26 protein-coding genes are annotated in these 24,331 nt (G+C 41.0%); all 26 read right to left on the bottom strand.

The window, feature by feature from the left end; translation table 11 throughout:
* Entirely contained in the window at positions 1-1,293 is a 1,293-nt protein-coding gene (locus R1T16_RS12705; RefSeq protein ID WP_317501486.1) for a phenylacetate--CoA ligase family protein, read from the bottom strand.
* Position 1,294: 1 nt separating this feature from the next.
* Entirely contained in the window at positions 1,295-2,962 is a 1,668-nt protein-coding gene (locus tag R1T16_RS12700; RefSeq protein WP_317501485.1) for a C45 family peptidase, read from the bottom strand.
* A gap of 2 nt (positions 2,963-2,964) precedes the next feature.
* Positions 2,965-4,488, bottom strand: coding sequence for an NAD(P)/FAD-dependent oxidoreductase (locus R1T16_RS12695; protein ID WP_317501484.1), 1,524 nt, complete (start codon positions 4,486-4,488; stop codon positions 2,965-2,967).
* 4 nt (positions 4,489-4,492) lie between these two features.
* The gene (locus R1T16_RS12690) at positions 4,493-8,167 is read right to left on the bottom strand and encodes an MMPL family transporter (RefSeq protein WP_317501483.1); all 3,675 of its coding nucleotides are present in this window, start codon (positions 8,165-8,167) and stop codon (positions 4,493-4,495) included.
* Positions 8,160-9,341, bottom strand: a complete 1,182-nt coding sequence (locus R1T16_RS12685; RefSeq protein ID WP_317501482.1) for a DUF2062 domain-containing protein — start codon at positions 9,339-9,341, stop codon at positions 8,160-8,162. Before R1T16_RS12685 ends, R1T16_RS12690 begins: the two co-directional genes overlap by 8 nt.
* A gap of 97 nt (positions 9,342-9,438) precedes the next feature.
* The gene (locus R1T16_RS12680) at positions 9,439-9,924 is read right to left on the bottom strand and encodes a hypothetical protein (protein ID WP_317501481.1); all 486 of its coding nucleotides are present in this window, start codon (positions 9,922-9,924) and stop codon (positions 9,439-9,441) included.
* A 47-nt stretch (positions 9,925-9,971) separates the two neighbouring features.
* Positions 9,972-10,343 (bottom strand): 3-hydroxyacyl-ACP dehydratase, encoded by a 372-nt coding sequence (locus R1T16_RS12675; RefSeq protein ID WP_317501480.1) that lies wholly within the window; start codon positions 10,341-10,343, stop codon positions 9,972-9,974.
* A gap of 11 nt (positions 10,344-10,354) precedes the next feature.
* Positions 10,355-10,969, bottom strand: a complete 615-nt coding sequence (locus tag R1T16_RS12670) for a porin family protein (protein WP_317501479.1) — start codon at positions 10,967-10,969, stop codon at positions 10,355-10,357.
* 19 nt (positions 10,970-10,988) lie between these two features.
* The gene (locus tag R1T16_RS12665) at positions 10,989-11,588 is read right to left on the bottom strand and encodes an outer membrane beta-barrel protein (RefSeq protein ID WP_317501478.1); all 600 of its coding nucleotides are present in this window, start codon (positions 11,586-11,588) and stop codon (positions 10,989-10,991) included.
* An 11-nt stretch (positions 11,589-11,599) separates the two neighbouring features.
* A complete protein-coding gene (locus R1T16_RS12660) occupies positions 11,600-12,214 on the bottom strand; it encodes an outer membrane beta-barrel protein (protein WP_317501477.1) in 615 nt (204 codons plus the stop codon).
* An 8-nt stretch (positions 12,215-12,222) separates the two neighbouring features.
* Positions 12,223-12,807, bottom strand: a complete 585-nt coding sequence (locus R1T16_RS12655) for a hypothetical protein (protein ID WP_317501476.1) — start codon at positions 12,805-12,807, stop codon at positions 12,223-12,225.
* A gap of 4 nt (positions 12,808-12,811) precedes the next feature.
* Entirely contained in the window at positions 12,812-13,441 is a 630-nt protein-coding gene (locus R1T16_RS12650) for an outer membrane lipoprotein carrier protein LolA (protein ID WP_317501475.1), read from the bottom strand.
* On the bottom strand, positions 13,431-14,201 hold the full coding sequence (locus R1T16_RS12645) for a polysaccharide deacetylase family protein (protein ID WP_317501474.1): 771 nt from the start codon (positions 14,199-14,201) through the stop codon (positions 13,431-13,433). Before R1T16_RS12645 ends, R1T16_RS12650 begins: the two co-directional genes overlap by 11 nt.
* A complete protein-coding gene (locus R1T16_RS12640) occupies positions 14,195-15,259 on the bottom strand; it encodes a beta-ketoacyl synthase N-terminal-like domain-containing protein (protein ID WP_317501473.1) in 1,065 nt (354 codons plus the stop codon). Before R1T16_RS12640 ends, R1T16_RS12645 begins: the two co-directional genes overlap by 7 nt.
* On the bottom strand, positions 15,259-16,455 hold the full coding sequence (locus tag R1T16_RS12635) for a beta-ketoacyl-[acyl-carrier-protein] synthase family protein (RefSeq protein WP_317501472.1): 1,197 nt from the start codon (positions 16,453-16,455) through the stop codon (positions 15,259-15,261). Before R1T16_RS12635 ends, R1T16_RS12640 begins: the two co-directional genes overlap by 1 nt.
* Before the next feature lie 2 nt (positions 16,456-16,457).
* Complete coding sequence (locus tag R1T16_RS12630; protein WP_317501471.1) at positions 16,458-16,715, bottom strand: phosphopantetheine-binding protein; 258 nt, start codon at positions 16,713-16,715, stop codon at positions 16,458-16,460.
* A gap of 1 nt (position 16,716) precedes the next feature.
* A complete protein-coding gene (locus R1T16_RS12625) occupies positions 16,717-17,328 on the bottom strand; it encodes a 3-oxoacyl-ACP synthase (RefSeq protein WP_317501470.1) in 612 nt (203 codons plus the stop codon).
* Positions 17,318-18,457: a beta-ketoacyl synthase N-terminal-like domain-containing protein gene (locus tag R1T16_RS12620; RefSeq protein ID WP_317501469.1), complete on the bottom strand. Its 1,140-nt coding sequence runs from the start codon at positions 18,455-18,457 to the stop codon at positions 17,318-17,320. Before R1T16_RS12620 ends, R1T16_RS12625 begins: the two co-directional genes overlap by 11 nt.
* Positions 18,457-18,906 (bottom strand): acyl-CoA thioesterase, encoded by a 450-nt coding sequence (locus tag R1T16_RS12615; protein WP_317501468.1) that lies wholly within the window; start codon positions 18,904-18,906, stop codon positions 18,457-18,459. The genes R1T16_RS12620 and R1T16_RS12615 overlap by 1 nt, the downstream gene beginning before the upstream one ends.
* Complete coding sequence (locus R1T16_RS12610) at positions 18,881-20,161, bottom strand: ABC transporter permease (RefSeq protein ID WP_317501467.1); 1,281 nt, start codon at positions 20,159-20,161, stop codon at positions 18,881-18,883. Before R1T16_RS12610 ends, R1T16_RS12615 begins: the two co-directional genes overlap by 26 nt.
* Positions 20,154-20,906 (bottom strand): ABC transporter ATP-binding protein, encoded by a 753-nt coding sequence (locus tag R1T16_RS12605; protein WP_317501466.1) that lies wholly within the window; start codon positions 20,904-20,906, stop codon positions 20,154-20,156. Before R1T16_RS12605 ends, R1T16_RS12610 begins: the two co-directional genes overlap by 8 nt.
* A gap of 6 nt (positions 20,907-20,912) precedes the next feature.
* A complete protein-coding gene (locus R1T16_RS12600; RefSeq protein ID WP_317501465.1) occupies positions 20,913-21,908 on the bottom strand; it encodes a BtrH N-terminal domain-containing protein in 996 nt (331 codons plus the stop codon).
* A gap of 4 nt (positions 21,909-21,912) precedes the next feature.
* Positions 21,913-22,314 (bottom strand): hypothetical protein, encoded by a 402-nt coding sequence (locus R1T16_RS12595; protein ID WP_317501464.1) that lies wholly within the window; start codon positions 22,312-22,314, stop codon positions 21,913-21,915.
* On the bottom strand, positions 22,311-22,760 hold the full coding sequence (locus tag R1T16_RS12590; protein WP_317501463.1) for an ABC transporter permease: 450 nt from the start codon (positions 22,758-22,760) through the stop codon (positions 22,311-22,313). Before R1T16_RS12590 ends, R1T16_RS12595 begins: the two co-directional genes overlap by 4 nt.
* A gap of 6 nt (positions 22,761-22,766) precedes the next feature.
* Entirely contained in the window at positions 22,767-23,192 is a 426-nt protein-coding gene (locus R1T16_RS12585; protein ID WP_317501462.1) for a hypothetical protein, read from the bottom strand.
* A gap of 3 nt (positions 23,193-23,195) precedes the next feature.
* Positions 23,196-24,329: a beta-ketoacyl-ACP synthase III gene (locus R1T16_RS12580; protein WP_317501461.1), complete on the bottom strand. Its 1,134-nt coding sequence runs from the start codon at positions 24,327-24,329 to the stop codon at positions 23,196-23,198.
* Positions 24,330-24,331 lie beyond the last annotated feature (2 nt).

The raw sequence follows: 24,331 nt of genomic DNA, 5'->3' as shown, positions 1-24,331 counted from the left end.
TTAATTCCTGTTATCAATAAAATTTATTGGCTTTCGGCTCATAGGATTAAACATAATGCCGTTTACCTCTTCGGCCGATGCAAAAACAATCTTTGGGGTCACCCTGAGCTTTGCCCTGAAATGGTCTTTTATCTCTGTCAGCAAAGCGTCGGTAGGATTTGCAGCGACAGCCCTGATCAGAATCTCGTCAGTCCCAAGATCGTTAGTACTAATCTCTATAATATAGTTTTGTATCTGCGGAAAAGACCTCAGCAGGTCAATCATTGCCGGCGGGTATAGCGTCGTGCCTTTATATTTTATCATTTGCTGTTTTCTGCCCACTACAGGACCTACACGCAGAGAATTTCGCCCACACTGGCACGGCTCATGGTGAAGCTGAACGATATCGCCCGTCTTGAATCGTATAAGCGGCATTCCTTCAATGCCTAAAGTAGTTACTACAAGTTCTCCGGCACTGCCATCAGTTATCGGCCTGTCATTTTCATCCAATACTTCAGGAATGATCAGTTCTGGGTGATGGTGCCCGCCGCAGGAATGTTCGCATTCGGCAAAAGCAGTGCTCATTTCGGTCGATGCATACGTGGAAAACAGTTTAATATCCCATTTATCCTTTATCTTCTGCGAAAGTGTATTATTAGAAAAATCCTGGTTACGTAACGGTTCCCCTATACATATTGCTCCCTTAATGCTGCTGTTGTTATAATCGATACCATGTGCCTCGGCATATTCTATAAGCTTTAGAAGGAACGATGGTACAGTGATTAGATATGTTGGGTTGTATTTTAATATAGAATCCCATTGCAGTTCAGGCACCCCGGCACCTACGCGGATAACGCCTGCCTTTATTTTTCGGAGTCCTAAAAAGTAGGCAAGTCCCGCCATAAAGCGCCTGTCTATGGTAGTCATTAGCTGAACAACATCGCCCTCCTGAATACCTGAGCAAACAAATGATATCGCTTCATTGTACGCCAGCCTGTCAAGGTCTTTATCAGTAAGGCCAAAGGTTACGGGACGCCCCGATGTGCCCGATGTTGTGGTGTAATCTATAATCTGCGATTTTGGCACGCACAAAAAGTCATCGTTAAATTCCTGAAGCTGCTCCTTTGTCGTGACAGGAAGCTGTTGCAGGTCGTCAAGCGTTTTTATATCCTCTACAGTTATGTTTTCTTTTTCAAAAAGTCTTTTATAGTAGGGCGAATTTGCAGCAGCATAACGCAGTGCTTCTGTAAGCTCTCGTTCCTGGTGCTTTTTGATTTCGGCTGCCGAAGCCATTTCTATAGAATGGATGTTCATGCTATTTTAATTTCCTTTTTAGTTCCTTACGATAGTTTTCTGTTTTTTCCCTATCCGGAAGCGTCGTGATCTCTTTAGTCAGCGCCTTGTTAAACTCAGCAAGGGCTGCGGTATAGTAGCCACGGTTGTAAAGATAAACACCTGCTTTATAATATACCACCCAATAATCAGGATTTAATGACTGATAGTGCTTTATATAGGCTTCATCAAGATGTTCCTCGTCTTTGATTGCCTTGTCTACCCTACGGTCCTCTATCCTGAAGGCTTCATAATTTTTAAATGCCTGCGAAGCTGCAAATTCATCCTTCGGGATGGCAAGCGAATCTATTGCCATCGATTTTGGCAATCCTGTGTGGCTGCTCCCAAAGACCTCATTTAGGTCATAAGCTGCATATGCGCCCAGCTGATACGGATTAGATGATACCCAAACCTGCCTTTGTTCCGGCTTAAATATAACCGAATGATGTGCCAGCAGCTGGTTTATCGCTTTCTCATTTCCGTAGCCCAAAGCCAGTTCGTTAAGCCCATTTGTATTGCGCATTATTGCCGCTGCCTTTACAGGATTTACCTTATCGTGTTCATTAAGAAGTTGTGTCATTCTCTCGTAACGATATTTAGAATGGCTGTTGGCAATCGTGTACTTGTTGTTTTCGTCTTCTTTGTAGGCAGCACTCTGAAAATGATTGGAACAGATGAGCTGCGATGTGTTCCCGACTTCATACACCCCAAACTTTTTAGGCGATACTTCTATAAGTACCGCTTTATGGTCGTGCGCACTGCCTATCATAATACTTTCTGACACGAATACCTCGTGCTTTTTGGCTATAGCAATGGCTTCATCTATATTTTTTGCATACTGTAATATCTGTCTTGTAAGAATAGAAATAGGTGTTTTTGCAATAAGCGGCATGTCCGATTTTCCTGCATTTATTGTTACTGTTAAGCCTTCTTTGTTCATTCCTGACAAGGTGCCTATCATTCCGGCCCATGACACCGACACGTAAGGGTAACCCGTTGATGGCTTTACAAATGATATGAGCTTGTTTTTGGCAAATTCATCACCCGCATAAAAATCAAGATTACGGGCAATAAGCAGTGAGCCGTCTTCGGTCTTATCATCCCACGCTGCAAAAGAGGTACAGCCTACCAGTGCAAGGTCGCTGAGGGCATGCCCAATATCGTGTGCTGCATGCAGGTAAAGCGAACGCAGATACGGCGGGGCGACATTATCATAGTCGTGGGATAGGTATTGCGATAGTCCATAAATTTCGGTTTTATATTCAGGCTCAACGTGCAGGTATACCTTCCTGTTGTACCATTTTAAAAACTGGCGTAAAAGGCGCAGTTTAAATTCTGAAGGAACTATTTCTTTTATCTTACCAATAAATACCTGTTCCTGATATTTCATCAGGTCTTTCGATAAGGCGCCTGTTACCATACCCCTTTGCAGCGGATCGCCCTCAACATACAGCTCCCACAGGCCTTGTTTATTTTTAAGCAGAAAGTTGTTTCCACTCTGCCTTACAGTGTCATTTTCTTTTACGACAACAGGTACGGTAGCATTATATCCTTCGGTTACGGGTTTATCATGAAGCGAATTGTATGTACCGCACGATACCTGCAGCAGCGCCGCATAAAGTAACGTTAGTGCATATACAAACCTTTTCATTGCTATTGATTTACTTCGCTGTTTATTTTATTGATCAGGTAGTCTTTGCCTAAAATCTCACAGCAGGTTACCGCTGCGCCTATGGTTACGCCAAGCACCCCATGCATATTTATGCTCTGCCCTGTAAGGTAGAGGTTGTCTATCTTAGTCTTTGCCGATATAAAAGTTTTCATGGGGTTGTTAGAATCTTTTACATACCCATACAGGTTACCGTTCTGCCCGCCTATGTAGTCCCTGTAGGACAAAGGCGTAGAAGCGTGTACCGATTTGATGCAATCCCTGATTCCCGGAAATTTCTTTTCTATCTCCTTTAGGAATTGTTCTGTTTTGCGTTCTTTAAATTTGGCATATTCCTCTCCCCTGTCGGCTTCTTCGGCAGTAGTGTTGTGGGTATGCGCCCATTGTCTAACCTCTTCAAAATCCATAAAGGTAATAAGCGTCATGCTTTCTGCCCATTCGTCCTGCTTTGCAGAAACGTTCATGGAAGCCATATAGCCTTCCGGCCATGATTCTTCGGTGGCGTGCATCGTTTTCCAAACCTTTGTACTGTCTTTAAAATGATAGTAATTATGGTTCATGTATTTAAACGTTTCAGGTGTAAACACAAGGTAAAGGCTAAACGCCGAACCCACACATTCTAATCCCTGTACACGGTTATAAAAAGATTTCCTGAACCTCTCTTTACCTATCAGGTCAAGTGTTGTTTTAGGTTCTATGTTAGAAATGAACATATCGCCAAAAACCTCTTCGCCTGTTTTTATTTTTGCCGAAACGAGCTTATCACCTTCAAAACCAAAACCGTTTACTTCTTTATATTTATAAGTTTCGCCACCATATTTTTTAAGCTGCTTTATAAGCTGCCTGGTAATCTGGCTGCCCCCATTTATGCATCGCCATGAACTTTGCATATAAGAGTTTACAGAAAGCGCATGTACATACAACGGCGATTTGTCTTCTATCCCTGCATATAAAAAGTTAGACCCCGCCAGCACCGCCCTCAGTTTTTCATTCTGGGTAATCTGGTCAATGTACTCTTTAGCATTTTCGGCAAGTATCTCTTCGCTGTATTTTAATTCGCTGTTTCTAAGGTTGTATAGCGGGAAAGAATCGCAGGTATCAATGAGCTTTTGACAATATGCCTTAAGATTTTCTTCTTCTTCCGGAAAATACTTTACAAGCTGCTTTACAAAGTTATCATACCCCTGTGCATGCGGATACTCCTGCTCATCATCGTCAAAAGAGATAATGTCGTACGCATCTTCATCCATCTTTTTAAGCCTTAACCCATCCATGATGCCTATATACTTAAAATAGCTGTACAGGTTCTGGCCCTCGTCCAGCCCGCCTATGTAGTGTACACCAGTGTCAAAAATGGTCTTGTCCCTCACAAAGGTCTGCAGATTGCCGCCAAACTGGTTGTTTTTTTCGAGCACACAAACGCTGTAGCCTTCTTTGGCTAAAATTATAGAAGACACAAGGCCTCCTAAACCGCTCCCTATTATAACAACATCATATTTTTTCTTCATCTGCTTATTGCTTCCTAACTATTACAAAACCTTCCTCTTCATGCTCAACCTCAAAACCTGCCGGATAGTGTGCCTCAACGGGCTTCATGAAGACTATGGTATCCGAAAGTCCCCATACTTTATTATCAATATCCGTCGCGCCTGACTCTGCAATAATAACCGAATAACTTATCTTTTCTACATCAGCAATACCGTCAGGATATTTTACTTCTCTTTTCGAGTTTATATAATTTGTTCCCGCTACATCACGCTTTTCCGGGTCTGATATATAGCAATGCACCTTGCGCTGCGGCTGCTGAAGTGCCAATAACAATGCCGTCTCGCCATAATTATTCGCAACCTGCAATATAGTGCTTTTTGCGGCAATGTGCCCGTCCAGTTTTTTGTAGGCCTCCATCCTTTGCTTAAGGTTTTGCTTAACCGAACTTACAATTTCAAACTCCTTAAAGGCAAAGCTATTTACCAGCATCCGCCTAAAATAAAATGGCCCTTCGGTCTCGTCTCGCATTTGTGCAAACTGCGCTTTAAAATAAGCCCCTATACCCTTGGCCCTTTCTGCAAATGCAGTTCCAAACCTTTCATCATAGGGTGTAATACGCTCCAATATCTTTAATGTAATGCTGCCGTCGTTGATTATAAAATCGCCTTTAGGCAGTACCTCCGAATTTCCGTGTATCAGTATCGGCACAACATCTATATTAAATTCCTGTGACAGGTAAAACGCACCTTTATGAAAACGCTGAATATGGTTACTTTTAGAACGTGTCCCTTCAGGGAATACCACAAGCGAATACCCTTCTTCCACTTTTTTACGCAGGTGTTCTACTCCGCCCTCAAGACCCTGCGATACAGGATAGAACCCGGCAAGTTTAACGCCTATTCCAAATATTGGAGAGTTGTACACCCAGTCACTCACCAAATAGATGATCTTCGGGCTAAGCATGCCTATGGCAAGTATATCAAGAAAAGATGTATGGTTTGCAATTATCATTGCCGGCTTATCAAAGGTTTCATTATGTGGGTTCAATACTTTTTTCCTGACAAACGGATTAAAATACAGCACCGATTTCATAAACTTTGAAAGCACATACCTGAATGCCATCATTTTTGAACGCTTTTTAACAGGAAGCATCGTTACCAATACAGCACTGACGATTGAAAGCACGAATGCCCCTATGCCATAATAAGCAAATAGCAGTATTGATTGCAGCAATGTTCTCAGTTCAAAAGGAGCATTGCATTTTTTAACCCTTTGGCTAAGCGCAAACCTGAAAAGTATAGGGTAAAAGATGAATGTAATAATAAGCGCCGCAAAAACCCCTATCAGCGATACCGAAGAAATAGATTTTAACGCCGGATGGCCTGCAAAAACAAGCGCACCTATACCAAGCACCGTCGTGAGAACCGCAAGCAGAATAGAAGTCCTGTAGGTTGCCATTTCATTTTTGCCCGTGCTGTATTCCTTTTGCAGGGCACTCGTCATGAATATGCTAAAGTCCACTCCATGTCCAAATACAAGTGTACACACTATTGTGCTAAAGATGTTCAGGCGTACATCAAACACTGCCATAATACCCGTGGTTACTATACCTGTAATCACGATAGGAATACAGCTAATTATAACGAGCTCTATCCTCCTGAAGAACAGGAACAGGATAAGCACAACAGCCACAAATGAATAATTGACCAATGAATTAAAATCATCTTTCAGTCCGCCTAGAAAGGTTTCATTCATCTGCTGCCTGTCTATAACCATAACCTTTTGCCTGGCAGACAGTTCTTTAACCAACTTGTCGCGCTGGGCATCAGAGACTTTTACTACCGACGAAATGGTGTAAAAACCATTCTTTTCGGTTACAAACTCATTAAGAAAAAGTGTTTTAACCTTCATGTATTCCTTTAACGAAACGGGGCTGAAGGTTTTATCTAACAACGCATAGAAATTAGTGTAAGCATCGGGCTTGAAGCCAAGTTTCTCACCTTCAGCGATAAGTCCGCTTTTTACCAATGCCTTTCGCTGTGGTGTCCAGAAATTATTCCAGCGGTCTATTTTCTTTTGCTGTTCTTTTTCGGAAAATACTACGCCCCCGATAGAGCTGTAGCTTAGTAATTTATCTGCATTTTTATCAGTATCCAGCTGTGTGTAAAGGCTGTTGTTATTCTGAAGCACTTCTTCGGCAGAATTACCGTAGGTTGTTACATAAAGAGATTTTGAGGTTACATTGGTTGTACCTTCAAGATGTTTTTCGGCAAGTTTTATATCAGCAGGAACATAGTTAAGCTGCGAAATATCCTTATCGTAGATTACCTTATTAAAGGTAAAGAAGCTAATAACGATTACGATTATGCTTATTACGATAAGTACCTTATTGCTGTGGAACGAGAACTTGGCCATCTTATCAAGGATGGTGTCGTGGTTCACGGCTTCATTAGTTTTCGGCTTGTATAAATGCGGAATGATAAGCAGCGAAAACAACGCCGATACTACCACGCTTACTGCGGCAAATATACCAAGATCCTGAAGCGCCCCGGAGTTAACAAACAGCAGGCACAAAAATGCAAGTGCTGTTGTCGTACTGCTCATAATAAGCGGTTTTGTAATATCTTTATACAGCACCTTTACATCACTATTGTGTTTGTAGTGTGTAAGTATGTGCAGGGCATAATCTATGGTTACGCCAAGTAATATCGAACCGATGCTTAAAGAAATGGCGGAGATTGTACCCCTTAAAAAATACAGCAGTGCCACCGCAAACAATACCCCAAATATGGTAGGTATCATGATAATTATCGGAATAAAGAACTTACGGTAATACACCATCAGGATCAGCATAAGTAGTCCAAGGGCAATTATTGTAGTCGTTTGTATGTCGCTCTTTATCTGCCTGGCATTGGCAACAGCTATGTTTGTTGCTCCAAAATATTCTACCGATGCCGTTTTTTTGAATGTTGCATTAAGGCCGTCTTTTATAACATCGAGCTTATCTACAAAAGCCGTATTCTTCTTCGTTTCGTTACCCGGAAGCTTAGGGCTGATAAACAGCAGTATCTTTTGGTTGTCTTTAGTAATCACATAGCCATCCTGAAGATGAAACTCATCGCCCATGCCCAGCTGGCGTAATTTCTTAAGCCCGATGAACGATATTCCAAAAGGATCATTCAGTATAAAGTCTTTCGTTACAAGCCCGGATGGCGAGATGATAGACCTGTAGTTACCGTTTACTGTTGCAGCTATGCTGTCAGTATGCAGCTTTTGTTCTATTATTTGATAGTCGGTTTCATTAAGAAAAAGCGGAACGTTGTTATACAAAAAATCAAATGTTTCCTGTATGTTTTCGTCGTCTACCTTTCCCTGTAGCCCGTTTACGTATTCGCTGTATTTATCATAATGCTGAAGGCTGTCTAAAAATGCGCCGGCTACTTTAGTAAGATCTTCCGGAGTTGCCCCTTTTTTAGCATTAATGATAACGGTAATCTTATCGGCAAAATTAAGCTGGCCCAATACTTTTGCAGCTTCGTCTGACTTTTCGTTTTTTGGGATAAGCCTTGTAATATCTTCCTCAAAAGTGATTTTAGACGCAAAATAACCAAACAACGCCAGGAAGCCCAGCGCCATAACTACAGATAAGATCCTGTTACGGTTTACGAAAAAATGTATGCCTGTAAAGATCTTATGCATTTTTGTGTATTTTGTTTTTATCTAAAGCCGTTAGCAGCACATAAGCAGTCATCCCAAAAAGAAAAGACATAAGCACCGCAAGCAGGATGCTGCCTACAAGATATTGTGCTAAATTTTGTTTTATGGCATCAAATGTCGTGGCAGTATCTAATGTTTTACCTCCCGCGATAAACAGCGAACCCATTTTTAGGGACAGGTATATGATAACCGGAATAGCCGGTGGTATGCTAATGTTTGAAAATGCAAAAGCAATAAGCTTGTTAAGCCGCAGCAGATACGCTGAAGACAACACTAGAACAGTTTGAAGTCCCCATAAAGGCGCAATACCTATAAACACGCCAAGCGCTATAGAGAGTGCCTTTTTTGTATTGCTGTCGCCGCTTTCCAGCACATTTTCTATGAAGAACTGTTTAAGGCTTTTTTTTTTAAAGCTCAGTATAAAGTCACGGGGTTTGATGTACAGCAGGCTTATAATAACCAATACCGTATTCAGTACGCTTATCCTTGTAAAATCTTTGAACGGACGAAAATGAGATACCCTCTCGTTCACATCATATAGTACCTTTACAGGTACGTTTTTTACAGGAAGCCCTTTCCAGGCTGCACGCACTATGATTTCTATCTCAAATTCGAACTTAGGGGTGTAATAGTGCTCAGGTATTCTTTTTAAAGGATACAGCCTATAACCTGACTGTGTATCTTCCAGCTTTATACCTGTTTCAAACCAAAACCAAAAGTTGGAGAATTTATTACCAAAACTGCTTTTCTTAGGCACACCTTCCTGTGCCATGTTACGGCTGCCAATAAGCAGTGCGTCACCATCAGCGATGAGGGCATCTATAAAAACCGGAATATCATCTGGAAAATGCTGCCCGTCAGAATCTATTGTAATGGCATACTCATAACCTGCATTGCGTGCGGTAACAAAACCGGTACGCAGGGCGTTGCCTTTTCCTTTATTCTTTGATAAATGAACCTGATTGACCTGCGGATAATCCAGCAGTATTTCTACGGTAGTATCTGTAGAACCATCATTTACCACAATAACATTGGCCGTGTACTGCAACACGCCGTCTATTACCCTTTTAAGGGTTTTGTGGTTATTATAAGTGGGAATAATAACACAACACTTTAGCCTGCCTAGTAAACTATAATATTGTGGAGCTGTGCTCATTACAAGAATGGTTGGTTTAAAATGGTGCGCAAAGATACCGTTTTAATTTTTTATGCCAAATTAAGGCTTCGCTTTACAGAAATATAACACTTCTGCACTAATTAAAAGCCGCCTTGTCTTCTTTTGTAATAGAAGCAGACACTTTTACAAACCCCTGTGTATACTCCTTAAGGTCTGATTTTTGTGCTTTATAATTCCTGATAATAAATGTCTTGTCTTCGGCAATCTTTTTGTTGTAGCCTGTAATCTTTGGCGCATTTTCCTGAATACTTAAACGTATCAGCCTGGCTTCATAATTGTCGGCATCCCTTTCGATTACTGCTTCGAGTAGCTTCGCGCCCTGGGTAAAAAGCTTTTTCTTAGTAAGCATCCCTTTTTCATGCTTTGCCCTTAGTGTTAATGCTGCAGCTTTATAAGCCACCAATGTATTCTCACTGCTGCTGTCACTTACATCTTTAAGGGAATCATACAAATCTTGTGTCACCTGAGCTGATTTAGCGGCATTAAGGTACTGCTGCCTTATACCGGTAAGATCTGCTGTACCAAACAGGAGTGTTGAAACAAACAAAATTAATAGCTTCATATAGTATACAAATAGTATTTAAATTTGGCAAATATTAAATTTATCTGCTAATTTTTGCTGTAAATACAACTTAATTTTAACGCTACAGTATCATCAAAATACGATGTATTTTTCACCTTTACTGTGCCACCTTCAGTGCTTGCAACATCCAGCTCCAATCGCAAAACAGGATTGATCTCAGGATTAATAAGCGCCATAAACTTAATGTTGCTGGCGCTTTTCATTGTTAGCGGTGCATTTACTGCCTTCTGCGTAAGTTCTTTAATAATCTGCATCATACACACGCCGGGAGTAACAGGGTTACCCGGAAAGTGCCCTTTAAAAACCTCGTGGTTTTTATTCAGCATGATGGTAGCCACATATTTCTGGCCATCGGTATTTTCAAATGAGTTTACAGTATAAAAATCTTTAAGCAGCATCAATCTGTTTTTTAAAATGTATATGCTAATCCTAACTGGATAACACTATTAAGTCGTATATCGTCTATGTTATCATTATAATAATCGTCATTATTATAATCATAATTGTCTCCAAAAATATCTATCAGGCCAAGTTTGTAACGCGCCTCAACGGTTAACCCTATTGGCAGCGTATATCCAATACCTGTATTAAGCCCAAGGTCGAAGCCAATCAAATCGTCTTTAGCGTAACCGGTAAAATTATCGCTTACCTTAAAGTCAAGCGATGGACCAACCATTACGCTGAAACTTTCGGCAAAGGTAAATTTATTCATTACGGTAAGCGAGACATACTGCAGCGAATAATCTACTTCCTGACGGGATGGCGGCGCAACAGGATCAAAGTCAATACTCTCAAAATGGCCTTTTGCACCCTGCCTCGAGTAATTGATCTCCGGCTGAAGCGTATAGAATTTAGCAAACTTAATGGCCACAAACCCGCCCACATAAAAATCGGCTTTGGTATCAAGCTCACTGTTTGTAATAGTAGAAAGATTTAACCCCGCCCTGACACCCGGCTTAACAGTTACCTGTGCAGCTGCGTTCAGCGCAAAGAGGGAGATAAGTACACCAATTATTTTTTTCATGATTCGTTGATTTGTTGGTTTATTTTGTAGTGCCTTTCACGTCAAAGCTATAGGCAATGCCTATCTGGAATACATAGTTAGAGTTCCAGTCCTTTACATCGTTGTCTGCATTATTATAATCGTCAGATTCCAGTACATCTATAATACCCAGCTTTGCCCTCGCCTCTATGGTCAGTCCCATAGGCAGGGTATAGCCAAAACCTAAGGTAGCTGCAAGATCCAGATCGGCGTTTGAATTTGAACTACCGTTGACCTTGAAATCAAGCATAGGCCCGGCCAAAACAAATATCTTATCGGTAAAGGTTATTTTATTAAGGACGCCTAAAGACAAGTAATTAAATTCAATCTTTTCAGGTGCATGATTTGTAATTTCAGGGTTAGAAAATGTAGCTTTCGCCCCCTGCTGTGTGTAGTTGATCTCAGGCTGAAGTGTATAAAAGCGTGTTAGCTTTACAGCTGCAAATCCTCCTATGTAAAAACTGGCCCTGAAATCAAGGTCAGAATCTGTAAAATTCGAAAAATTTGCCCCCACCCTAATACCAGGCTTTACTGTTGTCTGTGAGTAAACTTGCAAGCTAAGTCCAAAGACCAGGATTATAATTGCTACACATCTTTTCATAGCAGTTTAAATTACTTAGAAGCTCCTTTTACATCAAAACTATAAGAAACGCCTAATGAGAACACAAGGTTTGTACCTGTATTACCATTATAATAGTAATCGTCGCCATCATTATAGTAATAGGTATCTACAGCTTCAACAAATCCTTTTTTTACACGTGCCTCAATGGTAAGCCCCATTGTCAGTGTATATCCTACACCCGCGGTAACACCAAGGTCAACATCGTTATAAGTGTAACGGCCTGAGCTGGTAATAATATCAAATGTAGGGCCTACGTGCACGTTAAAGCTATCACTAAGCGTAAACTTACTTAATGCAGATAACGAAATATACTGAAGCGATAAATCTATATTCTGCCTGTTATAATTTCCCGTATTATAATCATAAAGAGAAACATCCCCTTTACCTCCTTGTCGGGAGTAGGTGGCCTCCGGCTGAAGTGTATAAAAACGTGATAGCTTTAACGCGCCAAAAGCACCAATGTAGAAATCGGCTTTTGCATCAAGATCGGTTCCTGAGATGTTAGCAATGTTAAGCCCTCCCCTAACACCGGGCCTGAATGTAACCTGTGCCTGTACCGATACTGCTGCAAAAAACAATGCTGATAATAGTAAGATCTTTTTCATAAATGATTTTATTGTATATAGTTAAGTGTGATTTTGAGTTTGATATTCTTATGGTCTATAACAATGTTTTTTGCTAATATATTGTTTTCTTCGCTGAAATTTACTACAATTTTTTCTTTGCTTTTTGTAGCATTCACGATTTTTGATAATCTTCCATTATCCTTATTTACAAAAAGATAGTTGAAACGCCCGCCATCACTGCATTTGTAAATAATGTCCTTATCATCCTCATATTGCTGTGCTACATTGTACTTTGTTTTAAGCAGCAGCATAAAATCACGCTTAAGCGTATTTACAATTATTTTTCTGTCCAGTTCCTCCAGTATGTAATTTACCTTAAAACTGTCATCATTTATTTCAAAATCAAAAAGTTTGTTGCCAAATTCGGTAGTAAAAGCTGCACGGTAAAGTGTATCGTTTACTTTTTTTGCAATAAATATCCCTCCAAAGTCTTTACCATAAATAGCGATATGCGCCTTATAAACATAATCTGTTTCAAGGTTCGAAAAATAAGTCACGGGATATGTCGTAACCTTCGGAGTTTTTGCTTCCAGGCCTTTAACCGTTTTTACGGCACACGAACTAAACAGCACACTGCTAGTTAGTAAATACAGAATCAGGAACCTGCGCATTGGTAGCTTTATTTTTAAATACAATTGTAGTATAGTCGTTAGATGGCTCTGTCATTTTAACCTGGGCAACAGTATTGCCCTTTTTGTCAAAATTAAGCTCCATCTGCTTAATGTATTTTTTTAGCGCAGCGTCTTTAGGCACGAGCTTAGTAATATTATGCTCTGCCGTTTTAAAGTAGCTAATCGTAAATTCGTTTTCATCAAACATATCACCACTTACACTACCCACGATTAACTTGTTGAGCTTGGCAAACATCTTGCTGTTGCCTACATTCATTTCGCTCTTTTTACCCGCATCGTTTATAACGATCTTATTGTTTTTAAACACCACACTGTACTGGTACGGCTTGGTGTATTGCCACAATAGCATACCCGGAGCCTTGAATACCATTTTTCCCGATGTTTCTATATCCTTCGATAAAAAGTCCATGTGCTTATACTGCACAAAATCGGTAGTAAGCGTTTTTGTACTCTTTGCAGTGGCATTTACCGCATTCTTAAAAGTAGTAATTTCGGCAGCGCTCATTTTTTGCTCTTGTGCAAATGTTACCATCGCACTAAACAAAAACAAGACATAAAAAGCACTATTTTTCATAAGCAGGGATATTTAATAATTGGTTTACGGTTACAGCTTCATAATGCTGCTGCTGCAAAAGTATCAATAATTGTTCCAACACATTCACCGTTTTTTGCGAAGTATCGTGCAGCAATATAATACTTCCCGGCGCGAGCCTTGTTGCTATACGGTTAAATATTTTATTTTCATCTTCGATAACCGCATCAAGTGAACGTATATTCCACCCTACAACGTAATGCCCTGTAGTCTTCAAAGCCCTTGCTAATCGTGGATTGGTTACCCCATACGGCGGCCTGAACAACAGCGGCTTTAAAATATAGTGTTGTATCAAAGCATCTGTACTTTTAAGCTCAGTCAGGATTTTATCTGTAGAAAAAAAATTCATTTGAGGCAGATGATTGTACGTGTGGTTGCCTACCGTATGGCCCTCGTTAATTATTTTTTGTAATATATCAGGATGTTTTTCAATTTGTTTACCAATGCAAAAAAAGGTGGCTTTTACATTGTATTTCTTCAACAATTCCAGAACTTTTTCGGTTGAAGGGGTTGGGCCGTCATCAAAAGTGACAGCGATTTTTTTATCGGTTGTTTGTATCCTGTTATACGTTTTGATATGATAGCCCGATTGCACTAATCCCGATCCAATTACTGCGATGGTAAGCCATAGCAAAACCGGAATAATGAGTACCCACCAAGCCAATGGTTGATAAAAAGAATATGCCGCCAGAAAGATAAGTACAGCCAGAAAAAAGCCTGTATTTACTTTGTGTGTCAGCATTGCGAAATAAGTGTAAAACTGTGGTCTATACTCCGGTACTGGTTATAAAGCAAGACATTTTTATATGATTTACCCTCAATAGAATTTACTTTTATGACTTGCGGAATTTCCTGAAGTTTCACGATATGTGAAGCGACCCATAGGCCAAAGGCCGATGCCGTGTTAAACTCGCCGCTCAGGTGTTTGTAATAGGCCTGCGGCGTGGCTGAAAATATTCCATTAGCCAGTGCGGTGTAATATCCATCGTACCGCGTGTCGCCGTTATAGCCTAGCACTATTGCATCAATATCGTTTACTGTAAGTTTATTATTCGCCAAGAATGCTTCAAGCTTTGCCTGAACCTCATCCTGCTTTAAAACATTGTAGATGGCAACATCTTTAAGCTCGGCATAGGTAGTGTCTTTTTGTTCGTCTTCAAGCACAAAAAAAGTTGCTCCTTCAGAGAACACTGCACCAGTAGTATCAGATTCTAAAACACTGTAAGGCGATTGTGCCTTGTCTTTTATACTGCCCGAAAGCTGTAAAAAGTTCATAGTGTTCTCGGCAGTTTCCTCTACTCCGCCTACTAAAACTGTAGCCGCCTCACCTTCTTCAATCTGCATTATAGCGTCGATAAGCGATGATTCAAACGAAACAGCGCCATTTACGTAGGTAAAGTTATAGGCTTTGCATTGCAATCCTAAAGCGATCTGTCCGCCAACGGTATTATGTGTAGACTGAATGAATGATGTTGGCGTTAAAAACTCTTCTTTGTTATCTATAAGCGCTTTTAAGAATTTTTCAGAATCTACACTGCATCCCATTCCTGTGCCGGTTATTATAGCATCAGGGTTTTGTGTGCCGGCTTCTTTCATAGCCCAGTGCGATGCTACAATACCATTCTTAACTCCTTTAGCCATGCGCCTTGCAGCAGCAGGCGGAATAACCTCTTTATAATCCGGCAATGCCAGTTCAAGAATATTGTCACCGTGGTTTACAATGATATCCTGCAAAAAAGCCGTGTTAATGGTTTTTTGCGAAGAAACGCAGGCTGTACCGTTTATATAACACTTTTTCATTAGCTTTTTGAGAACAGCAGGGTTGAACAGTTACCGCCAAATCCAAAGGAATTAGACAGTACATGATTAATTTCTTTTTCTTTTAGCACCGTTTGCGGAATGATATTGAATTCTTCCATCGGCGTCTCAAAATTCAGGTTGGGGTACACAACACCATTTTGAAGCGCCAGAATACTGTAAACAGCCTCAATAGCCGCCGCAGCTGCCAGTGTGTGCCCAGTAAAGGGTTTTGTTGAGCTAAAATCGGGCATATTGCTGCCAAAAGCCCTTATAAGCGCCCTTCCTTCACTAAGATCATTGTTTGGGGTCGCTGTGCCATGCGCATTGATATAATCTACATCAGATGGCTGCAATCCTGATATTTTAAATGCTTTTTCCATCGCCAGGAAAGCCCCATCCCCATTTTCTGAGGAGGCAGTCTGATGATAAGCATCATTTGCATTTCCATATCCTGAAAGATAGGCAAGCACTTTTTTGTTTTGTTTTTTTACCACTTCATCGCTTTCCAGCACTATAAATGCAGCCGCTTCGCCTAAATTCAATCCTTTTCTATTATTATCAAAAGGAGTGTTATAGGTGTCAGAAAGTATCATAAGGGTCTTGAAACCATTTATGGTAAATTTAGAAAGCGCGTCGGCACCACCTACGATAACTCTGTCCAGTTTACCCGACTTAATAAGCCTTGCACCCAGCATAATGGCATTGGCTGCAGATGAACACGCTGTGCTTATCGTGGTCACCATACCTTTCAAGCCAAGCTCGTTAGCTATTTTATGGGTATTATCTCCTGCATCGTGCGATTCTATATATCTCCTGTTATCAGGACGCTCCATATAGTCGTAAAAATACGTTTCGGTCATGTCCATTCCGCCAACGGTCGTTGCAGATATCAGCCCTGTATTGTATTCGTTGATATCTGTAATGCCGGCATTTTCAACCGCCTGCTTTGCCGCAATCGTAGCAAGCATAGCAGTACGGGAAAAGTTGTTATCTGCCGGCAGGTTTAACTCTTCCGCAAGCTGGCTGTTAGTATTCTTTATCTCGCCAACTTTGATGTTGTTTTTATGAATGGTATCAATATTATCTATTAGCGTGATACCCGGCCTGCCATTTACAAGGGCATTAAAATTTTCTTCGACAGTAGCTCCTATCGAAGAAATGATTCCCATACCGGTTATGGCAACTCCTTTATTCATTACTATTTTGTACGGTTTTCAGAGATATATTTTGCCATCGTCTCAATCGACTGAAATATCGCCTTGCCCTCTTTAGGATCGGCAAGTTTAATTCCGTAATCTTTATCAAGCATTACTATAAGCTCAAGCGCATCTATAGAATCAAGGCCAAGTCCGTCACCAAAAAGCGCATCATTATCATTTACATCTTCCACTGCAATATCCTCAAGGTTAAGCACATTGATAATCTTCTCTTTTAATTCCTGTTTTAATGCTTCCATCTTAACTGTTATATAATAATTGTATGTTTTCTATTGTATTATCAGTACCCGATTCTTTAGACACCAGGTACATAAACGCTTTGTAATCGTCCTTAAAAAATTCTACCCATCCGCAAAGCACTTTATCTGCCCTGTTGGTATCCAGCAAAATAGCTGCATAATTAGCAAAAAATTCCGGATTGAAAGCCTCAAATATAAAGAAACTATTTTCAGTATACAGCTTGTAGCGTATGCTTATCTCACCCATACATATGTTTGGCAGGGTATATACAAATACCGCCGGGCTGGGAAAATAGTTGTCTTTATCGGCTATCGAGTCGTTGTACTTCACATCGGTATCAAGGCTTGATGATATATTAGCAAACAGTAGCGCCGTGTTGTTGCTGCCATCTAAAGGCTGCCCTTTAAGCAGTAAATCAGCGGCAAGAAACGACAGTTTGCTCAGGTTATCCATTTTAAAAAATTTGGGATACTCTGTTTCAGCATGTTTGTAGGCCTGTTTGGCAAAATCAGCAAATGCAGTATCGGACGCAGCAAAAACCTCCTGCCCGTTGCGCTTAATCCTGCCTTTTTCTATCGTACAATAGTCTGTTATAAAATACTTATCTGCCATTGCCTGTTTTTTCAAATACCACTGCTGTGTTGCAGCCCCCAAAACCCGAAGCCGTTTTAAGGAAATAGTTAATCTGCCTGTGTTCGTTCTTCGTAATCACATTTATAGGCTGTGAAACACCCGGCTCATCATAACCTAACGAGGTAAATACTTTATTCTGCGCCATAGACTCAAGGGCTATAACCGTCTCCAATAATCCTGATGCTCCAAGCGTATGCCCGTAATACCCTTTAAAACTATTAACCGGTACATTTTCCAGACCAAGCCTGTTAAACGCAATCGCTTCCATCTCATCGTTAAAAGGGGTTGCCGTACCGTGAGCCGATATGTAATCTATTTTTTCAGGGCCTACGCCCGATTCTTTCAATGCGATCTCTATACTTCTAAACAATCCCTCTCCTGTACGCGACGGACCCGATATATGGTTGGCGTCGTTTATAGAGCCATCTCCTGTTATCTTTGCTTTGGCTTCCGCCAAATCTTTTGTGACCAATACCGCAGCGGCTGCTTCTCCAAGTGTTACCCCGCTCCTGTCAGCCGAATAGGGCTTGCAAGGAACACTGCTCATGGCCTGAAAAGAATTGAAGCCCGACAGTACAAATTCTGAAACCTCATCGCCCGCCACAATAAACACGTTGTCATACAATCCCGACTGTATCAGTCTTTTTGCTACCGATACCGCCATAATACCCGATACGCAGGCATTAGAAACTACTATAGGCATTGTGGTAAAACCAAAAAAGCCTGCAATGTTTTTTGCCAGTCCCTGAAGGTAAACTTCATCAGGAAGATTGCCTTCATTTGGCAACGAGGTAATATTTCCTTTTGTAGTAGAAAGTAGCAGCGCTGTCTTAGAATCAAGCTGTACACCCGATTTTTGCACCATAGGTTGCAGTGCAAGCAGCATCATTTTTTCGAGCCTGGTATATTTTTTATCGCTAATTGCAGCAAAAGCTGTAGTAAGCGCATCATTATCTATAACCCCGGCATAAAAAGGTTCGGGCAGCATACCGCTTTGTTGGGTTATGCCAGTGTTTCCTTCGGCTATTGCCTGCACGTTAGCAGCTACATCAAATCCCAGCGGAGTGATGCAGTTGGTATGGGTTATATATACATTCTTTAATTCCATTATTTTTCTAATCCTACTTTTTTTCTCCATTCTTCAAAAAACGGAGGATAGTTAAGCACCATCATGCCCTCATCATTTACAAAAACCTGAACGGTTTCACCGGTACAGGCAAGGTTTCCTGCCCCGTTATATATTTTAAACCTGTAAATTATCTTCGCCGCAGGTGTATCTACAATTGTTGTTTCTACCCTTGCCACATCGCCGTATTTTAAAGGAAGCTTATGTTCGCAACTCGATTTTACAATAGGCACGGTATATCCCTGGGCATGTATGTCAAGATAGGTAATACCATGCTTACGCCCAAAAGCCTCGCGGCCGTCTTCAAAATACGTTATATAGTTGCCATGCCAAACAATACCCAGCGGATCGGTTTCGTTAAAACGAATCCTTATCTCCTGCGTTATCGTTAGCGCTGTAACCTCGCTATACTGCTCTTTTCTTCTCATCATATATAATTGACAGGCCTACCATAACCATAAAAAACAACAGTAAGGCGCCAAGCAGCGGCCATATCTCCAGTATTGAATTATTTCTTAAAAGCACATCATAAAAAGCCTCAAGTCCCCAGTTCATGGGCGATGCCTTAGCTACGTACTGCATTATCTTCGGCATGGCAAAAACAGGCACCCATACCCCGCCCACTGCGGCAAGTATAACTACCGAGGTTGCCCCAAAAGGTGCCGACTGTTCCTGTGTTTTTGCAACCGTGCCGAGCAATATCCCGAAACCAACAGCTGCCAGTCCGCTAAAAAGCGCTACGACGCTCATCATTAAAAATGTGCCGTTAAGCTCTAATACCGGCAACCCGATTCCCGGAAAAACAAACATACCCACAGCAAGCATCAGGAAAAACTGAAGCATGCAAATGATAAGATACGTTATTGTTTTGCCGGCTATGATAGTAGCATACGACACTGGGTTTGTTCTTAAACGTATCTGCGTGCCCTGGTTTTTTTCTTTTACGATGTTGATAGACAATGGTACCACGATAAAAAACATGGCAAACAAAGTCCACGCCGGAACATTGTGCTGTGTTGAGTTAGGCACCATTTCCTTATTGTCAAACATGGGTACTATCTCCTTAAAACTTATGTAGCTATCCTGCTGAAAGGCGGCCGTACTCTCTTCGCCTAGCTGCTCGCTAAAGGCGTTATATATCGATTTGGTCTCAATCTGCGAGATCATTTGGTCTACCGTACTTTTTACCGCCGTTTTAAAAGCTGTTTGCGATGCCGGATCAAAATACAGGCGTACTTCTTTAGGGCTAATTGTCTCTTTTTTAGCTGATGCAACCGAATCTGTTGTACCAAGGCCTTCCATTATTTTGGCAACATTTTCATCAACCTTAGCCTTAAGCCCTGAGCTTAAATTTTGTGGAATTATGATTGCCAGCTGATACTCGCCATTAAACACCTTGTCTTTGGCAAATGCCTCGTCAATCGTCTTACCATTAACATTTGTTATTACATCAAAAGAGTTGCTCTCACCAAGGTTTTTCAGCACCATTTTAGAGACTTCGCCCTTATCATTATCCACCAGGAGGATTGGTATTTTACTTTCGGTTGCTGTTTTAAAAGTACTGTCCTGTATCAGGGTTATGGTTATAATAAGGCATAGCGGCATTATGAATAAGATAACTAATCCGCCCATATCGCGCCTAAGCAGCAAAATTTCCTTATATATTGATATCCACAGTTTATGCATCCCTTAATTCTTTACCGGTTAATGACAAAAACACATCTTCGAGCGAATGCGCATTGTGCGTAATCTCAATAATTTCTTCGGGAGTTCCCTGTATAAGTATCCGCCCATCATCTATAATTGCGATGTGGCTGCACAAGTCTTGCGCTTCGGCAAGGTGGTGCGAAGTGTAAATCATTGTGGTACCCTTTGAGTTTATCTGCTTCAGGTAGTCTATAATCACATTTTTAGAATGAACATCTACCCCAACAGTAGGCTCATCCAGAAATAATACCCCGGGTTCATGGAGCAAACCTGCAATTAGATTTACCCTTCGCTTCATTCCGCCCGAAAAGGTATCGATTTTTTTATCGGCAAATTTTGCCAGCCCGAGATAATCCAGTGAGTCATTTATTTTTTGCCTGAGGTCTTTGCCTTTAAGTCCGTACATACTGCCAAAATACAACAGGTTTTCGTAAGCAGTAAGTGTAGGGTATAAGGCATATTCCTGCGGAACCACACCGATGATCCTCTGAATAGCTTTGATGTCGTTTTTATAGGAAAGCCCATTAATGGTAAAGTTTCCTGATGTAGGCTTTATCAATCCGCATAAAATAGAAATCAGCGTGGTCTTGCCAGCACCATTAGGCCCCAGCAATCCAAAGATCTCCCCTTTATTTACAGACAACGACAAATCGTTAACCGAAAAGAAATCGGTGTCTTTATATTTTTTAGACAGGGATTGTATTTCTATAATTGTATTACTCATGTAAAACTATACTGCTTTTCTCAGTTTTTTAAAGAATTCTTCTTCCCTGTTGGCAATAGCCGTAAGCTGGCCTGCCAGTACGTTATACACATCCTGTTTAGCGCTGCGTTGTTTGTACACACGAGACGCTTCCAGCGCAAAATCACGCCACATATCGCCTATTTCTGTCATTTCAAACGAAAGCTGCTTTAGCGCATTGCTCTCCATAATTACTGATGCTTCCTGTAAAAAGGCAGCATATATAAATCGGAACCCACCCCCACCAGTACCTATTTCTTCCTGCATACGTACTATTTGTGCCAGGTAATGATTGGCTTTACGCACACCCAGTTTTACAGGCCACTTGCGTATTTGTTTTGCCACATACTTCATTCCCGCAACGCCAATAATGGGCATTGGGGCAAGCATATCGCGGCAGGTAGCCTTTATTGCTTTTGTTATCGCCGTTTTAAAGTCTATTTCTTTAGGTATGTGTACCGGATAATAGATCTGGCCCTTAGGTGCAAAAGCGCCCTTTGCAAAACGCACCCTGTCAAGCTCTTCGGCAGTAAGGGTGGTTACCGTTTCCATAACGGGATCACTTATAAGGTAGTTATCGTTTTCTTTGCCGTACACCACAAGATTGTGTGCATTAAAGTGAAAACGGTAGTCATCAGGAAAATAAGTAAGGTTATACACCCCTACCTGAAGCCCTGATGGTATATTTTTTTGAAGGTTATCGTCAAGTGCTTTTTCGGCGGCTTGCGAACCCGAAAATTTTTGTCTTTTTATTTTTACACCAAGCCTTTTAGCAAGTCGGCTAAAAATCATTCCCGGCAGCGGCCTGTAGCTGAAAGCCGGGGCATGGTTTACTTTTACAAACGGGAGGTATACAAAAAACAAGCCCGAACCGATACCAAAAACCATCGGTTCGCTTATATTGAGCCCATTATGCTTCAGTAAGTTAGATGCCACACCATTCTCGCAATGTGCAGACTGGTGGTGCTTAAAGTCGGTTGTCATTATATCAGCCCTTAAAATTTTTCAATACATCAACGGTAATCAGGAAAGCATCTGCATATTTTTGCAAGATCTTATTGTTAAGTCCTGCAAAGACTTTCGGTTTACAATGCCTTTTTATACGCCATTGCCATAAGCCTGTATATCCGGCTAATATACCAACGTCCATTTTGCTCAGTTCCATAAAATACAGCACCGGGCTTGCCTCTCCATTAATAACCTTCTGCCTTGCTTCTTCAGTACGTTCTTTTATATCATCTATAGCGTTACTAAGGGCAATGGTTTTAGGCTCCCAGCCCGAACTCAGTTCTGTGGTATAATTACCATTTTCATCGGTGGCATAGCACAGCTCGCGCATATTTACCGACTCTATATTACTTTTATCCTGTGGCACTTCGCTCTTTTTCATCGCTCCTGAATAAATAGGTTAATTTCTCCCTCTAATAGCAGCTCCCCCTCGCAATAGCTTTTGCAGCTAACCATGCAGGTGGTATAAACACCGGTATCAAACCTTGATATAAGGTTTGCCCTGGTGGTAATCTCACTGCCCACTTCAGGCAGTTTATGTATTTGTATTGTTTTTATCGAGCTTATAAATCCTATAACATCTGCATTAGGAATATCCTGGGCATCATCATCTACAAGGTACGATTTTGCCACTATAGACGAGCACGTTTGTGCAGCATTTTCTATAAGTCCGGCCTCGCTAAGCAATCCGTTCTCAATAAAAATATTGTTCTCTTTTACCGTAAAAACGGTATCCACATTTTCTGGCGTTATAGCTACTATAAGGTCTACCATAAGCATGGGCTCACGATGCGGCAGATAATTGTGTATGTCTATAACCTTTACCATAAAGTACTATTGCGCTAAAACCGTTTTCATTTGGCTTGAGGCTATCTGTATGTTATTTCGTTTTGTAATTATATCCACAAGGGTAACACCCATAAATTCCTGTATAATGTTTACCTCTGTAACAAGTTCTTCTCCGGGCAGCGGAAGCTCCAGTATAACAGCGTCTTTTACAGAACCTATGTAACCCGTAGGCGCGGGCTCTTTTTTAAGATAATACTGGTAGCCGGTATACAATGCTACTGACTGTGCCATGTGTTCTATTATTCCTGACTCGTTAAACCTTCCATTTTCCACAAAAATATTATCGGCAGCAATGGTAAGTCCGGCTGTAATTGTATTATCACCGAAAGCCAGCATCTTGTCTATCATTACAAAAGGCGCTTTTTGCGGTATCAGGTTCTCAACAAGGCTTTTCTGGAGCATTGATTCCATATATTAGCAAACGGTTAAATAAGCCACCGAATAGGTAAACCTTCCACTCTCAGGCACGATAAGTAATATCTTCTCGCCCTTTTTGAGCTTGCCGGAGTTCATTAGCTCTTCAACCATAAGGTATATAGATGCAGCACCAACATTACCAACCCTGCTAAGGTTTAAGAACCATTTATCCTCAGGGATATCTATACCATGATCTAATAACGAACGATACAGCTTTGACCCGAAAAAGTTAGACGATACGTGCGGAAGCAAATAATCTATCTCTTCAGGATTTACACCGTGCTTCTCTAAAGCTTTTTTAGTGCTTAATGAACCCAGATCCATTACATATTTATCAAGCAGCTTTACATCCTGCTTAACCGAAAATATTGACTGCTTTAGCCATTCTTCGGCATCGTAATCCTGCCATGGCTTTAGCGTACCATCTTCAAGTTTGTCGCCTCCTGCATACATGCACGCTTCATGTTCGTGCGCATACGAGAACGACTCCATCCATTCTATTTTTAACGATAATTCACCCCTTGGTTTGTCTTCCAGCAAAAATGCGCCGGCACCGTCTGAAAGCATCCAGCGTAAAAATTCTTTCTTAAAAGCTATTACAGGCTGCTCTTCAAGATTTTTAAGGTTAATAATCTCGTTATTGAATTTATTGGCAAGCATCCATGTTGCAGAACGTTCTGAACCCGTACATATTGCGTTTTTTGTATTGCCAGAACGTATGCTTAAAAAACCATATTTAAGGGCATTCATACCCGCACAGCATACACCGGCCGATGAATTAAGCTCTATAGACCTGTTCCCCATAAGACCATGCACCATAGAGGCATGCGAAGGAAAAAGATTATCAGGAGATGATGTACCGCACGACAGCAGTTCTACATCATTTTTTGTAAACACCTCATCATAAAGCTGTTCTATAGCATTATGTGTAAGCTGTGCATTGTTGTGTGTTATATTACCTTCCCTGTCAATTGCATAGTAGCGGTTTGTAATACCGTTGTTGCGAAGTACTATCCTGCGTGCTTTAGATGTAGTTTCATTTATAAGCCCCAGTATATCTTCCATCTCATCATTAGAAACCGGTTCATTGGGCAAATATTTTCCCGCTCTCGTTATATAAACATCAAACATAG

It is taken from the genome of Flavobacterium sp. DG1-102-2 (assembly GCF_033042555.1).
Taxonomy (GTDB): Bacteria; Bacteroidota; Bacteroidia; order Flavobacteriales; family Flavobacteriaceae; genus Flavobacterium.
The sequence above is the reverse complement of the archived record's forward strand: the minus strand, read 5'-3'. Positions and strand labels throughout refer to the sequence as shown.

What these genes read in the sequence shown, in the direction of transcription:
- R1T16_RS12705 (WP_317501486.1), bottom strand. Translation starts at nt 1,293, where the DNA reads ATGAACATCCATTCTATAGAAATGGCTTCGGCAGCCGAAATCAAAAAG.
- R1T16_RS12700 (WP_317501485.1), bottom strand. Translation starts at nt 2,962, where the DNA reads ATGAAAAGGTTTGTATATGCACTAACGTTACTTTATGCGGCGCTGCTG.
- R1T16_RS12695 (WP_317501484.1), bottom strand. Translation starts at nt 4,488, where the DNA reads ATGAAGAAAAAATATGATGTTGTTATAATAGGGAGCGGTTTAGGAGGC.
- R1T16_RS12690 (WP_317501483.1), bottom strand. Translation starts at nt 8,167, where the DNA reads ATGCATAAGATCTTTACAGGCATACATTTTTTCGTAAACCGTAACAGG.
- R1T16_RS12685 (WP_317501482.1), bottom strand. Translation starts at nt 9,341, where the DNA reads ATGAGCACAGCTCCACAATATTATAGTTTACTAGGCAGGCTAAAGTGT.
- R1T16_RS12680 (WP_317501481.1), bottom strand. Translation starts at nt 9,924, where the DNA reads ATGAAGCTATTAATTTTGTTTGTTTCAACACTCCTGTTTGGTACAGCA.
- R1T16_RS12675 (WP_317501480.1), bottom strand. Translation starts at nt 10,343, where the DNA reads ATGCTGCTTAAAGATTTTTATACTGTAAACTCATTTGAAAATACCGAT.
- R1T16_RS12670 (WP_317501479.1), bottom strand. Translation starts at nt 10,969, where the DNA reads ATGAAAAAAATAATTGGTGTACTTATCTCCCTCTTTGCGCTGAACGCA.
- R1T16_RS12665 (WP_317501478.1), bottom strand. Translation starts at nt 11,588, where the DNA reads ATGAAAAGATGTGTAGCAATTATAATCCTGGTCTTTGGACTTAGCTTG.
- R1T16_RS12660 (WP_317501477.1), bottom strand. Translation starts at nt 12,214, where the DNA reads ATGAAAAAGATCTTACTATTATCAGCATTGTTTTTTGCAGCAGTATCG.
- R1T16_RS12650 (WP_317501475.1), bottom strand. Translation starts at nt 13,441, where the DNA reads ATGAAAAATAGTGCTTTTTATGTCTTGTTTTTGTTTAGTGCGATGGTA.
- R1T16_RS12645 (WP_317501474.1), bottom strand. Translation starts at nt 14,201, where the DNA reads ATGCTGACACACAAAGTAAATACAGGCTTTTTTCTGGCTGTACTTATC.
- R1T16_RS12640 (WP_317501473.1), bottom strand. Translation starts at nt 15,259, where the DNA reads ATGAAAAAGTGTTATATAAACGGTACAGCCTGCGTTTCTTCGCAAAAA.
- R1T16_RS12635 (WP_317501472.1), bottom strand. Translation starts at nt 16,455, where the DNA reads ATGAATAAAGGAGTTGCCATAACCGGTATGGGAATCATTTCTTCGATA.
- R1T16_RS12630 (WP_317501471.1), bottom strand. Translation starts at nt 16,715, where the DNA reads ATGGAAGCATTAAAACAGGAATTAAAAGAGAAGATTATCAATGTGCTT.
- R1T16_RS12625 (WP_317501470.1), bottom strand. Translation starts at nt 17,328, where the DNA reads ATGGCAGATAAGTATTTTATAACAGACTATTGTACGATAGAAAAAGGC.
- R1T16_RS12620 (WP_317501469.1), bottom strand. Translation starts at nt 18,457, where the DNA reads ATGGAATTAAAGAATGTATATATAACCCATACCAACTGCATCACTCCG.
- R1T16_RS12615 (WP_317501468.1), bottom strand. Translation starts at nt 18,906, where the DNA reads ATGATGAGAAGAAAAGAGCAGTATAGCGAGGTTACAGCGCTAACGATA.
- R1T16_RS12610 (WP_317501467.1), bottom strand. Translation starts at nt 20,161, where the DNA reads ATGCATAAACTGTGGATATCAATATATAAGGAAATTTTGCTGCTTAGG.
- R1T16_RS12605 (WP_317501466.1), bottom strand. Translation starts at nt 20,906, where the DNA reads ATGAGTAATACAATTATAGAAATACAATCCCTGTCTAAAAAATATAAA.
- R1T16_RS12600 (WP_317501465.1), bottom strand. Translation starts at nt 21,908, where the DNA reads ATGACAACCGACTTTAAGCACCACCAGTCTGCACATTGCGAGAATGGT.
- R1T16_RS12595 (WP_317501464.1), bottom strand. Translation starts at nt 22,314, where the DNA reads ATGAAAAAGAGCGAAGTGCCACAGGATAAAAGTAATATAGAGTCGGTA.
- R1T16_RS12590 (WP_317501463.1), bottom strand. Translation starts at nt 22,760, where the DNA reads ATGGTAAAGGTTATAGACATACACAATTATCTGCCGCATCGTGAGCCC.
- R1T16_RS12585 (WP_317501462.1), bottom strand. Translation starts at nt 23,192, where the DNA reads ATGGAATCAATGCTCCAGAAAAGCCTTGTTGAGAACCTGATACCGCAA.
- R1T16_RS12580 (WP_317501461.1), bottom strand. Translation starts at nt 24,329, where the DNA reads ATGTTTGATGTTTATATAACGAGAGCGGGAAAATATTTGCCCAATGAA.